Origin of the sequence: Allobosea sp. BK604 (assembly GCF_004341515.1) — a bacterium.
GTDB lineage: Bacteria > Pseudomonadota > Alphaproteobacteria > Rhizobiales > Beijerinckiaceae > Allobosea.
The window spans coordinates 136740-150250 of the sequence record NZ_SLZF01000004.1 but is presented as its reverse complement, the minus strand read 5'-3'; the positions used below and the strand labels follow the sequence as shown (position 1 = coordinate 150250).

Here is a 13511-nt window from a genome sequence, read left to right as displayed (position 1 = left end):
GCCGTTTCGCTATTGGCTGGCGCATCGGCCCGAAAAGTGGATTGCGGTTTTCGGGAAAGGCCGATGCGGGAACAGAAGGCTGGGATCAGCCGACGATCTCGTTGCCCGAGAAGAACTGCGCGATCTCGATCGCGGCGGTCTCCGGAGCGTCCGAACCATGGACGGTGTTCTCGCCGACCGACTGGGCGAAGAGCTTGCGGACAGTGCCCTCGGCAGCGTTGGCCGGGTTGGTGGCGCCCATCACCTCGCGATAGGCCGCGATGGCGTTCTCGCCTTCCAGGACCTGCACGACGACCGGACCGGAGGTCATGAACTCGACGAGCTCGCCGAAGAAAGGCCGCTCCTTGTGGACGGCGTAGAAGGTCTCGGCCTGGGCTTTGGTCATCTGGATGCGCTTCTGCGCGACGATGCGCAGGCCGGCCTTCTCGATGACCGCGTTGACCGCGCCGGTGAGATTGCGCTTCGTCGCGTCGGGCTTGAGAATGGAGAAGGTACGCTGGACAGCCATCGTGGGTTCCTTGAGGGCAAACGGGGAAAAGTGGCGCGCTTATAGCGGCGCCCCGCCCGGCCCACAAGGCAGGCCGTCAGCTCCGTTCGAAGGTACCGGTCAAGCGCCCGCGCGCGCTGACGATCCCCGCCATCGCTGCCAGGGTCGCGGCGAGATCGGGCTCGGACGGGACGGGGAGCGGGCGCACGAGCGCGACGATCTGGAAGACATAGCGATGCGGGCCGTGGCCGCGCACCGGGCGCGGGCCCGCATAGCCGATGCGACGGAAAGAGCCGCGACCGAATCGGATCCCGCCGCTTTTGTCCGGCGCGAGCTCGCCTTCCTCCAGGCCGTCGCGGCCGGGTGGCAGGCCCAGGGCGATCAGATGGACCACCGGCCTGAGCAGCGGGGCATCGGGATCCTGGACGATCAGCGCAAGCTCGGCAGTGTGGTGAGGGACACCGCTCCAGCCGAGCGGCGGCGAGAGATTGGCGCCGACGCCCGCGCCGGCATGGCGCAGCGGGATCGCGCCGCCATCGGCAAAGGCTGCGCTGGTCAGCCGGATATCCGGCGGCGCCTCAGCGAGGCGCGGATCGTTCCAGGCGAGATGACGCTCGCTTGCCCTGAGCGGCCGGAGCAACCGGCCAATGGCACGCTCGACAGCAGGGTTCATCGCTCCCATCCGAACGTCGCGGGCGAAACCGGCGGGCTGGGACGGCCCTCGCCGCGCCGGGCATCATGCCGTTTATGGCGGCTGCTCGTTGGAGCATTTTCGAGCGAAGTTGACACCGGTTCGCGTGAAGAAAATGCGTCAAAACAGAGGGATAGAGGACTTCCGCGATTCGGAGAAACGCGGAAAGGCTCTAGTGCCGCGTCAGGAAGCTGCGGGCTTCGCGCAGGGCTTCGGCAAGCTCGTCCCGCGACAGTTCCAGCGCCAGTTCGGCGCGATGCGACGCGGCCCGGCCGCAGCCGCGGGCGAGCGCGACATTGAACCAGGTCTGCGCGGCGACGAGATTGACCGCACCGCAGCGGCCCGACGCATGCATCAGGCCGAGCTCGTAATAGGCCTCGGCCGGAGCCTCGGTCGGGATCATCAATGCGGCCGGAACCGCGTTCATCTCCAACTGCGCCATGACAACCACCCTTTTATTCCTGCGCCAGTCCTGTTTTTCGGCCGGCTTGTGAGGATGAGATTCTGTCCGAGCCCTGAAAAACTCCGCTAAAATTTGCGATGAATCGAAGCTCAACGAGTCGTAATCGACCGGTTAAATCAACGCCCCGTTTACGCCGACATGGCGAAAAGCGCATATTTTTCAAAGATATCTTCGAGCGCGCCGGACGCGGCCGTTGACGGCTCGTTCACCCTGGCCGGCGATGAGCCGCGAAGGGCCTGCTTGTCCGAGCGAACTTGAAGCCACGGACGGATCGGATATAGTTTACATCTGAACCATGCGGTCACAGCTGGTCACGAGGGAGGAAAGCATGGCTACCATTGCGCGCGCCGGCGGGGCGCGACGTCTCGCATTTTCCGTCGTGATGCTCGGTTTCGCCGGCCCTGCCCTGGCGCAGGACGTCACCGGCACCTGGCTGCGCGATACGGGCGCCTCGCGCGTGCGCTTCGCCAAATGCGGTGAGGCGATGTGCGGCACGCTGTCCTGGCTGAAGGACCCGACCGGCCCGGCCAAGCTCGGCCAGCGCATCTTCTATGACATGAAGCCGAACGGCCCCGGGAAATGGAGCGGCAGCGCCTTCAACCCCGAAGACGGCAAGACCTATTCCGGCACGATGGCGCTATCGGGCGACACGCTGACCACCTCGGGCTGCGTGCTCGGCGGCATGATCTGCCGTTCGGCCAAATGGTCGCGGTCCAACTGAGGTTCTTGGCGGGCCCCCGCCATGCTCGGCCTTGTGCCGAGCATCCACGTCTCGAACACCGCGCTCGAGCAGCGAAGGCTTGGATGGCCGGGACAAGCCCGACCATGACGAGATTGCGGGCGCGGCCTACCGCGCCCGCTGGCCGAACAGGACGGCCTTTTCCTCGGGCGTGCTGATGCCAGCCGGGTTGCGCAGCTCGGCACCGACGGCAAGGCCGCGCTGGACCGCGGGGCGCGCCTGCATGGTCTCGAGCCAGCGCCCGACATTCGGGAACTGCTTGATGTCCTGGCCCTGGCGCTCCCAGCCGCGGGCCCAGCCGATGCAGGCCATGTCGGCGATCGAGTATTCGCCGCAAATATAGTCGCGGCCCTCGAGCCGGCGATTGAGCACGCCGTAGAGTCGGTTGGCCTCGTTGGTGTAGCGCTCGACGGCGTAGGGGATCTGCTCCGGCGCGTAGAGCCGGAAATGATGGGTCTGGCCGAGCATCGGGCCGAAGCCGCCCATCTGCCAGAACAGCCATTCGTCGACGGCGACGCGGGCGCGCTCGTCGCTCGGATAGAACTTGCCGGTCTTGCGGCCGAGATATTGCAGGATCGCGCCGGATTCGAAGACCGTGATCGGCTTGCCGTCAGGCCCTTCGGGATCGATGATCGCCGGCATGCGGTTATTCGGCGAGAAGGCCAGGAATTCCGGCTTGAACTGGTCGCCCTTGCCGATATTCACGGGCACGATCTTATAGGGCAGCCCGCATTCCTCGAGCATGATCGTGATCTTGTGGCCGTTCGGCGTCGGCCAATAATAGAGCTCGATCGGCTGGGTCTGGCTGGCTGACATGGTACTTTTCCTGTCGCAGTTGGCTCGGCGTCAGATTTAGGCTGCTTCGGATGATGCTGGAAGCCGAAGCGCCCGCTCGCCAAGCGGGTTCGCCATGTCGTGAAGGCGGTTGCGGACGCCCTCCTCAGACCAGGATCTTGAAACCCTCATGGCTCTGGTCGAAGCCGAGATTGCGGTAGAAGCGATGCGCGTCGAGCCGCGCCTTGTTCGAGGTCAGCTCGACCAGCTCGGCACCCTTGCTCCTGGCGAAGTCGATGGCGAAGCCGATCATCACGGCGCCCACGCCCATGCCGCGGCATTCCGGCGCGACATGCACGCTCTCGAACTTGGCGCGCTTGCGTCCGCGCGAGATGATTCCGGGAATGATCGTGACCTGGAAGGTGCCGATCACCGCACCGTTTCGCTCGGCGACGAAGAGCGTGTTGTCGGGGCTGGCCGCGACCACGTCGAAGGACTGCTCATAGGACGGATGGGCGGCCTCCGCCTCGATCTCGGCCGGCGTCATGGTCTGGTTGGCGGCGCCGAGCATGATCAGCGTCGCGACGCGGCGGACATCCTCGCGCCGGGCCGGACGGATCGTGATCTCGGACGGGGCGACTTTGGCTTCGCTCATGGCGCAGGCTCCTCGGGCAGCAATGCGCCGGCTTTAGAGCATCGCGCCGCCAGGCGGAACCAGCCTCAATCGGCGAAGAGCCGCTTGGCCATCATCAGGGTGTTGGGCGTGTCCTCGCGGCCATCGAACCGGGCCGAGCGCTGCAGGAAGAAGCCCATGCGCTCGTAGAAGGCGATGGCCGGCTCGTTCTGCAGCTCGACCTCGAGCCGCGCCACCGGCGCCAGCGGGAAATGCGCCAGCGTGACCTGCAGCAAGGTGCGGCCGATGCCGATGCCCTGATAGGCCGGCAGGACATAGAGCCTGGTCAGCAGCGCCGCCCGGTCGCGCTCACGCCTGGCCGAGGAGGTCGCGACGATCTCCTCGCCGACCTGCGCGACGAGGAAGGCCTCGCCGTCGCGGTCGAGCTGGGCGCTGAGGTTCTCCAGGGAGTGCCAGGCATTGGTGATCTCGGCCACCCGGCGCCAGCCATAGATGCCGTCATAGGTATCGTGCCAGGTCTCGACCAATAGCGCTCGGACGGCCGGAAGATCGGCCGTGACCGCATCCCGGATAATGAGACCGTCCGGCGTCACACTCTCACTCGATACCCAGCTTCTTCTTCAGGATCTCATTCAGCGCCTGCGGGTTGGCCTTGCCGCCGGAGGCCTTCATCGCCTGGCCGACGAACCAGCCCAGCATGGTCGGCTTGGCCTTGACCTGCTCGACCTTGTCCGGGTTGGCGGCGATGATCTCGTCCACCGCCTTCTCGATCGCGCCGGTATCGGTGACCTGCTTCATGCCGCGTTTCTCGACGATCTCACGCGGGTCGCCACCTTCCGACCAGAGGATCTCGAACAGGTCCTTGGCGATCTTGCCGGAAATGACGCCCTCGCCGATCAGATCGACGAGACCGCCGAGCTGCGCGGCCGAGACCGGCGAATCCGTGACGTCCTGGCCTTCCTTGTTGAGGCGGCCAAAGAGCTCGTTGATGACCCAGTTGGCGGCGGCCTTGCCGTCGCGGCCCTTGGCTACGGCCTCGAAATAATCGGCTTGGTCGCGCTCGGCGACCAGCACCGAGGCGTCATAGGGTGAAAGCCCGTATTCGGCGATGAAGCGCGCCTTCTTGGCGTCGGGCAGCTCCGGCAGATGCCCCTTCAGGTCCTCGACGAAGGCGTCGTCGAATTCCAGCGGGAGCAGGTCCGGATCCGGGAAATAGCGATAGTCATGCGCTTCTTCCTTCGAGCGCATCGAGCGGGTCTCGCCCTTGCCGGGATCGTAGAGCCGGGTTTCCTGGTCGATCGTGCCGCCATCCTCGATAATGCCCACCTGCCGGCGTGCCTCGACCTCGACCGCCTGGCCGATGAAGCGGATCGAGTTGACGTTCTTGATCTCGCAGCGCGTGCCGAGGGGCTCGCCGGGGCGGCGCACGGAGACGTTGACGTCGGCGCGCAGGTTGCCCTTCTCCATGTCGCCGTCGCAGGTGCCGAGATAGCGCAGGATGGTGCGCAGCTTGGTGACATAGGCCTTGGCCTCGTCGGCCGAGCGCAGGTCCGGCCGCGAGACGATCTCCATCAACGCCACGCCGGAGCGGTTGAGATCGACGAAGCTCATGGTCGGATGCTGGTCGTGGATCGACTTGCCGGCATCCTGCTCGAGATGCAGGCGCTCGATGCCGACGGTGATCTGCTCGGTCGGCGACAGGTCGACCACGATCTCGCCCTCGCCCACGATCGGGCTCTTGTACTGGCTGATCTGGTAGCCCTGCGGCAGATCGGGGTAAAAATAGTTCTTGCGATCGAAGACCGAGCGGTTGTTGATGCGCGCGTTGAGACCAAGGCCGGTGCGCACCGCCTGGCGGATGCATTCGGCATTGATCACCGGCAGCATGCCGGGCATGGCCGCGTCGACGAGGCTGACATGCTCGTTGGGCTCGGCGCCGAAGGCTGTCGAGGCGCCCGAGAAGAGCTTGGCGTTGGAGGTGACCTGCGCATGGATCTCCATGCCGATGACGATCTCCCAATCGCCGGTGGCGCCCTTGATCAGCTTCTTGGGGTCGGCGGGGCGGGCATGCGCGTTCATTGCGGGTCTTCCGGCTCGAAGAGTGTGGCGTATCGGTTAAAACTTCGAGGCCCGGGCGGCAAGCCTCTGTTGCCATCCTGTCACCCCATGGCCGGAATGTTGCTTATGTGACGTGAATTTGACAGCCGTGTCGAGTGACGGAACTTGACAATCGTCAGTGTGACCCATTTGTTGCGCGCACGATTGGAAACCTGTCTCGGTTGTGCCGATCCCGCTATCCGGAGTTTTTCCATGACAGTTCGCCGTTCACGGGGCCTTGCACTCGCCATCATCGCGGCCGTGGCCGCCATGTCGGCCGATGCTGCCTGGGCCCAGGGCGCGCCGCCGGCTCCGCCGGTCCAGGTCGCAACGCCCCTCGCCAAGCGCGTGACCAACTGGGACGAGTTCACCGGCCGCTTCGAGGCGCGCGAGCAGGTCGAGGTCCGCGCGCGGGTCTCGGGCTTCCTCGACAGCATCCATTTCCGCGACGGCGACATGGTCAAGCGGGGCGACCTGCTCTTCACCATCGACCAGCGCCCCTACCGGCTCGCAGTCGATGCGGCCAAGGCCGAGGTCGCGCGCACCGGCGCCCAGGTCGAGCTCGCCCGCAACGAGGTCGAACGCGCCGAGGGCCTGACGCAGAACCGCACGATCACCGCGCGCGACGTCGACCAGCGCCGCGCCAACCTGAACGGCGCCATCGCCCAGCAGCAGGCGGCCGAGGCCAATCTCAAGACGGCCGAGCTCAACCTGGAATGGACGCAGGTGCGCGCGCCGCTCGACGGACGCATCTCAAACCGGCGCGTCGATGCCGGCAACCTGATCGCCGGCGGCCAGTCCGGCGCGACGCTGCTGACGACGATCGTCTCGGTCGATCCGATCAACTTCGTCTTCGACGCCTCGGAGGCCGACTACCTGCGCTATGCGCGGCTGCAGGACCTGCGCAAGCCCGGCACCCCCGTGCGCGTGCGTCTCGCCGACGAGCGCAGCTGGGACCGGGAAGGCAAGATCGACTTCGTCGACAACACGCTGAACGCCCGCTCCGCCACGATCCGTACCCGCGCCGTCTTCCCGAACCCCAACGGGATGCTGACGCCGGGAACCTTCGGTCGCATGCGGCTCTTCGCCGGCGAGGCCGATGCGCTGCTGGTGCCGGATGCCGTGATCGTCTCCGACCAGGCCAACAAGATCGTCCTGGCGGTCGGGCCGGACAACAAGGTGGTGCCGAAGCCGGTGCAGCTTGGCCAGATCAGCGATGGGCTGCGCGTCATCACCAAGGGTCTCGAGCCGAGCGACAAGATCATCGTGAACGGCATCGCCAACCCGATAGTGCGTCCGGGCGCGACGGTGACGCCGCAGCCCAGCGAGATCAAGGCGGCCGCCGCCAACTGACGGCCCGAAGGCCACAACAATGAGCGGACGGTATCCTCCGTCCGCCCTGCCCAAGTCTCTTTGGCGCAATTCCCGAGGGGAAACCGGTCAACGCGTTTCCCGGAATTGCTCCAGGCCAGGACCGAAACATGTTCCGCTTCGCCCATTTCTTCATCGACCGGCCGATCTTCGCGACCGTCCTCTCGGTGCTGCTGACGATCGCCGGCGCCATCACGCTGCGCACGCTGCCGATCGCCGAATATCCCGAGATCGCGCCGCCGACCGTCACGATCACCGCGAGCTATCCGGGCGCCTCCGCCGAGGTCGTCGCCTCGACAGTCGCGGCGCCGATCGAGCAGGAGGTCAACGGCGTCGACGACATGCTCTATATCTCGTCGCAGTCGACCGGCGACGGGCGCGTCACGATCAGCGTCGTCTTCAAGGCCGGCGTCGATGTCGACCAGGCCCAGGTCCTCGTGCAGAACCGCGTCTCGGTGGCTGAGCCGCGCCTGCCGCAGGAGGTGCGTGCGCTCGGCCTGCAGGTCCGCAAGGCCTCGCCGGACTTCCTGATGGTCATCCACATGCTGTCGCCGGACGGCACGCGCGACCAGCAATATGTCTCGAACTACACCACGCTGAACGTGAAGGACGTGCTGACCCGCGTCGAAGGCGTCGGCGACGTCCAGGTCTTCGGTGCGCGCGACTATTCGATGCGCGTCTGGCTCGATCCGGCCAAGGTCGCGGCCCGCAACCTGACTGCCGGCGATGTCGTCGCGGCGATCCGCGCCGCCAATATCCAGGTGGCCGCAGGCGCGATCAACCAGCCGCCGGCGGCGTCCGACGGCGCCTTCCAGCTCTCGGTCAACACGCTCGGGCGCCTGACCAGCATCGACGAGTTCTACAATATCGTCGTCCGCTCGGATGCCGATGGCGGCACGATCCGCGTGCGCGACCTCGCCCGGGTCGAGCTCGGCGCGCAGGACTACCTGACCAATTCCTATCTCGACAACAAGGAAGCGGTGGCGATCGGCGTGTTCCAGCGCCCGGGCTCGAACGCGCTCGCGGCCTCCGACTCGCTGATCAAGACGATGGAGACGCTGTCGAAGAACTTCCCGGCCGGCGTCGAGTACACGATCGTCTACAACCCGACGGAGTTCATCAGGGAATCCGTCTCGGCAGTGGTGCAGACGCTGCTCGAGGCGATCCTGCTCGTCGTCATCGTCGTGATCCTGTTCCTGCAGACCTGGCGCGCTGCGATCATCCCGATCATCGCGATCCCGGTCTCGCTGGTCGGCACCTTCCTGATCATGAGCGCCGTCGGGATCTCCTTCAACACGATCTCGCTGCTGGCGCTCGTGCTCGCCATCGGCATCGTCGTCGACGACGCGATCGTCGTCGTCGAGAATGTCGAGCGCTATCTCGCGCAGGGCATGAGCCCGGTGGACGCGGCCCACAAGACCATGGACGAGGTCGGCGGCGCCCTGCTCGCGATCGCGCTCGTGCTCTGCGCCGTGTTCATCCCGACCGCCTTCATCACCGGCCTGCAGGGCACGTTCTACCAGCAGTTCGCGGTCACGATCGCGGCCTCGACGGCGATCTCCTGCTTCGTGTCGCTGACCCTGTCGCCGGCGCTGGCGGCGATCCTGCTGAAGCCGCACAGCCATGAGGAGCCGAAGGGCTTCCTGGCCATGCTGAGCGCGCCGCTGCGCTGGTTCTTCAAATATTTCAACAAGGCCTTCGACTGGCTCTCGCGCGCCTATGGCGCGGTGACCTCGCGCCTGATCCGCGTCGGCGTGCTGATGCTGCTGGTCTATGCCGCGCTGATCGCGGTCGCCGGCCAGCGCCTCGTGGCGATCCCGACAGGCCTGGTGCCGCAGCTCGACCGTGGCTACTTCATCGCGGTCTTCCAGCTGCCTCCGGGCGCGTCGTTGCAACGCACCGACGAGGTCATCCGCAAGGCGACCGACATGCTGCTGAAGCGCCCTGGTGTCGCCCATGCCGTGACCTTCGCGGGCCTTGACGGCGCGACTTTCACCATGGCGCCGAATGCCGGCGTCGCCTTCGTCACGCTCTCCGACTTCAGGGAGCGCGCCAAGCAGGGCCTTACGACCCAGGGCATCCTCAACGACCTGCGCGGCCAGCTCTTCCAGATCGGCGAGGCCTTCGCGCTGATCATCGAGCCGCCGGCGGTTCCCGGCATCGGCACGGGCGGCGGTCTCAAAGGCTATGTCCAGGATCGTGGCGGGCGCGGCCTGGCGGCGCTCGAAGGTGCAACCTGGGCCGTTGCGGGCACGGCCGGACAGACGCCGGGCATCCAGCAGCCCTTCACGCTGTTCTCGACGAAGACGCCGCAGATCTACGCCGATATCGACCGCACCAAGGCGGAGATGCTCGGCGTGCCGGTGACGCGCGTGTTCGAGACGCTGTCGATCTATATGGGCTCCGCCTATGTCAACGACTTCAACATCCTCGGCCGCACCTTCCGGGTCACGGCCCAGGCCGACAACCCGAACCGGCTCGACATCCGTGACGTCGCCGACCTGAAGACGCGCAATGCCGATGGCGAGATGGTGCCGATCGGCTCGGTCGCGACCTTCTCGGACACGACCGGCGCCTATCGCGTGCCGCGCTACAACCTCTATCCGGCAGCCGAGGTGCAGCTCTCGATGGCGCGCGGCTATTCGACCGGCCAGGGCATCGCGGCGGTGGAGCAGATCGCGCAGAAGGTGCTGCCGGCCGGCTTCGGCTTCGAATGGACCGAGATCGCGCTGCAGGAGAAGCTCGCCGGCAATACCGCGATCATGGCCTTCGGCCTCGCCGTCGTCTTCGTCTTCCTGCTGCTCGCGGCGCTCTACGAGAGCTGGACCTTGCCGCTCGCCGTCATCCTGATCGTGCCGATGTGTATCCTCGCGGCGATGATCGGCGTCGGGTACAAGGATTTCGACCGCAACGTGCTGGTCGATATCGGCCTCGTCGTGCTCGTCGGCCTCGCCGCGAAGAACGCGATCCTGATCGTCGAATTCGCCAAGCAGGCCGAGGACGAGGGCATGACCCGGCGCGAAGCGGCGATCGCAGCCGCCAGGACCCGGCTGCGGCCGATCCTGATGACCTCGCTCGCCTTCATCCTGGGCGTGCTGCCCCTGACGATCTCGATCGGCGCCGGCGCGGAGATGCGCCAGGTGCTCGGCGTCGCCGTGTTCTCGGGCATGATCGGCGTCACCGCCTTCGGCCTGCTGTTCACACCGGTGTTCTATGTCGTCGTGCGTTGGCTCGCCGGACTCTTCGAGAAGAAGAAAAAGCCGGAGCCGGCATCAAGCGACGCGCACACGGCGCACTGATCCGGTGACCTGACGCGAAGCGGCCCGCCTCCCCCGGAGGCGGGCCGCTTCGCTTTGAACGGTCCTCGATGGGCGGGCAGGAGCGGCAAGAAAAGAAAGGGCCGCTCGCGCGGCCCTTGTCCGTTTCCGTGCGTGGCTCCAGCCGGGCTCAGGCCCACCAGCGCTCGCGCACGGGGAAGCGGCCGGCGGCCTGCTCGATCACCTCGCCAAGCGAGAACAGCGTCTCCTCGTCGAAGGGCCGGCCGATGAGCTGCAGGCCGAGCGGCAGGCCCTGCACGTCGCGGCCTGCGGGAACAGCGATTCCGGGCAGGCCGGCCATGTTCACCGTCACCGTGAAGATGTCGTTCAGGTACATCTCGACCGGATCGGCCGAGCCCTTCTCGCCGATGCCGAAGGCGGCGGACGGGGTCGCCGGCGTCAGCACGGCATCGATGCCATCGGCGTAGACGGTCTCGAAATCGCGCTTGATCAGGGTGCGGACCTTCTGGGCGCGGAGATAATAGGCGTCGTAATAGCCGGCCGAGAGCACATAGGTGCCGATCATGATGCGGCGCTTGACCTCGGCGCCAAAGCCTTCGGCGCGGGTCCTCTCGTACATCTCAACGATGTCCTTGCCCGGCACGCGCAGGCCGTAGCGGACGCCGTCATAGCGCGCGAGATTGGACGAGGCCTCGGCCGGGGCGACGATGTAATAGGCCGGCAGCGCGTATTTCGTGTGCGGCAGCGAGATGTCGACGATCTCGGCGCCGGCCGCCTTCAGCCAGGCGATGCCCTGCTGCCAGAGCGCCTCGATCTCGGGCGACATGCCGTCGAGCCGGTACTCCTTGGGTATGCCGATCTTCATGCCCTTGACCGAGCGGCCGACGGATTTCTCATAATCCGGCACGGCCATGTCGACCGAGGTCGTGTCCTTGGGATCGTGGCCCGCCATCGAGCGCAGCATCACGGCGCAGTCGCGCACGGTCTTGCCGATCGGCCCGGCCTGGTCGAGCGAGGAGGCGAAGGCGACGACGCCCCAGCGCGAGCAGCGGCCATAGGTCGGCTTGATGCCGACCGTGCCGGTGAAGGCGGCAGGCTGGCGGATCGAGCCGCCGGTATCGGTCGCGGTCGCGGCGAGGCAGAGATCGGCGGCGACGGCCGAGGCCGAACCGCCGGAGGAGCCGCCCGGCACGAGATGATTGCCCTCGATCGCGCCGGAGGCCCCTGCCCCGACATTCGAGCCCTGGCGGCGCCAGGGATTGACGACATTGCCGAAGGCCGAGGTCTCGTTCGACGAGCCCATGGCGAATTCGTCGTTGTTGAGCTTGCCAAGCATGACCGCGCCGTCGCGCCAGAGCTGGCTGGAGACGGTCGATTCATAGGCCGGCACGAAATTGCCGAGGATCTTCGAGCAGGCCGTGGTGCGCACGCCCTGCGTGGCGAAGAGGTCCTTGATGCCGAGCGGCAGGCCCTCGAGCGGGCCGGCCTCGCCCCTGGCGAGCCTGGCATCGGAGGCGGCGGCCTGCTTCAGGGCATGTTCCGGCGTCTCCAGCACATAGGCGTTGAGCGCGCGGCCCTTCTCGACCGCGGCGACATGCGCCTGGGTGAGTTCGGTCGACGAGAAGGTCTTGGCCTTGAGGCCGTCGCGGGCCTCGGTCAGCGTCAGGCGGGTGAGATCGGTCACGTTTGAAATCCGGTCGGGCTGAATTGGAAGCGATCCCGGAACGCGCTTCGCGCGTCCGGGATGGTTGAATGAGCGCTTCAGGCGCTCATTCAACCACCTTCGGCACCATGAAGTAATCGTCCTCGGAGGCAGGCGCATTGGCGACGATGCGGTCGGCGATCTCGCCGTCATTGACCACGTCGGCGCGCTGCTTCATCGCCATCGGCGTGACCGAGGTCATCGGCTCGACGCCGTCGACATCGACCTCGTTCAACTGCTCGACGAAGCCGAGGATGGCGTTGAGCTCGCCTTGCAGCTTAGGCAGTTCCGTCTCCGGCACGGCGATGCGCGCGAGATGCGCGACGCGCTTGACGGTGGCGAGATCGACCGACATGGCAGGCTCCTGAAGACCTTGGCGCCAAAGGCGCTGAAACGTCCCAGCGCTATAAGACGCGGATGATTTGCCCGCAACAATGCTGCGCCGCCAAACGAGGAAACGCGGGGCCCCTCACCGCGGTCAGGCTCACCGTGTTCCGGCCTCTCCTTACGGGAGAGGGTTTCGGGTCAGAGCTCGACCGCCTCGCCCTTTTTCGGCACCACCGCCTTGACGTCGCTGCCCTTCAGCCCCTCGACGAAGGCATCCGCGTTCTGGTCGATGATCGGGAAGGAGCCGTAATGGCAGGGCACCGCCAGCTTGGGCTTGACGAAGCGGGTCATCGCCAGCGCGGCGACCTTGCCGCCCATGGTAAAGCGGTCGCCGATCGGGCAGAGGCAGATCTCGACGCCATGGATCTCGCTGAGCAGCGCCATGTCCGAGAAGATGTCGGTATCGCCCATGTGCCAGAGCGTCTTCTCGCCCTTGGCCTTGATAATCGCGCCATTGGCGCTGCCGAGCGGGAAGCCGACGCCGGCCTCGACCAGGCCGGCCGAATGGTCGGCACGGACCAGCGTCACCGAGAAGGCACCGAGATCGACGGTGCCGCCCGTGTTCATCGGCTCGAATTTCTTCAAGCCCTTCGAGGCGAGGTACATGCACAGGTCATAGTTGCTGACGACTGTCGCGCCGGTCGCCTCGGCAATGGCGAGCGTGTCGCCGATATGGTCGCCATGGCCATGGGTAACGACGATATGGCCGATGCCCTTCGAGATCTCCGCGACATCGCCCTCGAAGGCCGGATTGCCGGTGAAGAACGGGTCGATCAGCAGCGAGGCGCCGGCAAGATCGAGTCGGAAGGCGGATTGGCCGTACCAGGTCAGTTTCATCGCAAGGTCTCCAGCGGCACGATGACGGGCCGGTCTATCTAGGCCCGTTCG

General features: G+C 66.3%; 13 protein-coding genes. 3 read left to right on the top strand and 10 right to left on the bottom strand.

Translation table 11 applies throughout. From position 1 onward, the window contains the following. Positions 1-85: 85 nt before the first annotated feature. The 3 genes from ndk to EV560_RS13830 form a co-directional block, all read right to left on the bottom strand. Positions 86-508, bottom strand: coding sequence for a nucleoside-diphosphate kinase (ndk, locus tag EV560_RS13840; protein WP_131856370.1), 423 nt, complete (start codon positions 506-508; stop codon positions 86-88). A 76-nt stretch (positions 509-584) separates the two neighbouring features. Beyond that, a complete protein-coding gene (locus tag EV560_RS13835; RefSeq protein ID WP_165923457.1) occupies positions 585-1160 on the bottom strand; it encodes a YbhB/YbcL family Raf kinase inhibitor-like protein in 576 nt (191 codons plus the stop codon). Between the two features lie 190 nt (positions 1161-1350). Beyond that, on the bottom strand, positions 1351-1620 hold the full coding sequence (locus EV560_RS13830; RefSeq protein WP_248312040.1) for a sel1 repeat family protein: 270 nt from the start codon (positions 1618-1620) through the stop codon (positions 1351-1353). 403 nt (positions 1621-2023) lie between these two features. Here EV560_RS13830 and EV560_RS13825 point away from each other — a divergent pair, with 403 nt between their 5' ends. Continuing rightward, the gene (locus tag EV560_RS13825) at positions 2024-2362 is read left to right on the top strand and encodes a DUF2147 domain-containing protein (RefSeq protein WP_248312066.1); all 339 of its coding nucleotides are present in this window, start codon (positions 2024-2026) and stop codon (positions 2360-2362) included. A gap of 126 nt (positions 2363-2488) precedes the next feature. On the opposite strand, the gene EV560_RS13820 is transcribed toward EV560_RS13825, so the two are convergent. The 4 genes from EV560_RS13820 to gatB all read right to left on the bottom strand — a co-directional run bounded on the left by EV560_RS13820 (position 2489) and on the right by gatB (position 5867). After that, entirely contained in the window at positions 2489-3196 is a 708-nt protein-coding gene (locus EV560_RS13820; RefSeq protein WP_131856367.1) for a glutathione S-transferase N-terminal domain-containing protein, read from the bottom strand. A gap of 124 nt (positions 3197-3320) precedes the next feature. After that, the gene (locus tag EV560_RS13815; RefSeq protein ID WP_131856366.1) at positions 3321-3809 is read right to left on the bottom strand and encodes a GNAT family N-acetyltransferase; all 489 of its coding nucleotides are present in this window, start codon (positions 3807-3809) and stop codon (positions 3321-3323) included. Between the two features lie 65 nt (positions 3810-3874). Beyond that, positions 3875-4381, bottom strand: a complete 507-nt coding sequence (locus EV560_RS13810; RefSeq protein ID WP_131856365.1) for a GNAT family N-acetyltransferase — start codon at positions 4379-4381, stop codon at positions 3875-3877. Positions 4382-4385: 4 nt separating this feature from the next. Further along, positions 4386-5867: an Asp-tRNA(Asn)/Glu-tRNA(Gln) amidotransferase subunit GatB gene (gatB, locus tag EV560_RS13805; protein WP_131856364.1), complete on the bottom strand. Its 1482-nt coding sequence runs from the start codon at positions 5865-5867 to the stop codon at positions 4386-4388. Between the two features lie 231 nt (positions 5868-6098). Here gatB and EV560_RS13800 point away from each other — a divergent pair, with 231 nt between their 5' ends. Both EV560_RS13800 and EV560_RS13795 read left to right on the top strand, forming a co-directional pair. Then, entirely contained in the window at positions 6099-7238 is a 1140-nt protein-coding gene (locus EV560_RS13800) for an efflux RND transporter periplasmic adaptor subunit (RefSeq protein ID WP_131856363.1), read from the top strand. A 128-nt stretch (positions 7239-7366) separates the two neighbouring features. Beyond that, positions 7367-10555 (top strand): efflux RND transporter permease subunit, encoded by a 3189-nt coding sequence (locus EV560_RS13795; protein ID WP_131856362.1) that lies wholly within the window; start codon positions 7367-7369, stop codon positions 10553-10555. Between the two features lie 148 nt (positions 10556-10703). Here EV560_RS13795 and gatA read toward each other — a convergent pair whose 3' ends face one another. From gatA to EV560_RS13780, 3 genes are all read right to left on the bottom strand, one after another. Beyond that, on the bottom strand, positions 10704-12218 hold the full coding sequence (gene gatA, locus EV560_RS13790; RefSeq protein WP_131856361.1) for an Asp-tRNA(Asn)/Glu-tRNA(Gln) amidotransferase subunit GatA: 1515 nt from the start codon (positions 12216-12218) through the stop codon (positions 10704-10706). An 85-nt stretch (positions 12219-12303) separates the two neighbouring features. Further along, entirely contained in the window at positions 12304-12591 is a 288-nt protein-coding gene (gene gatC, locus EV560_RS13785; RefSeq protein WP_131856360.1) for an Asp-tRNA(Asn)/Glu-tRNA(Gln) amidotransferase subunit GatC, read from the bottom strand. A 170-nt stretch (positions 12592-12761) separates the two neighbouring features. Further along, positions 12762-13460, bottom strand: coding sequence for a metal-dependent hydrolase (locus EV560_RS13780; protein WP_131856359.1), 699 nt, complete (start codon positions 13458-13460; stop codon positions 12762-12764). Between the last annotated feature and the right edge of the window lie 51 nt (positions 13461-13511).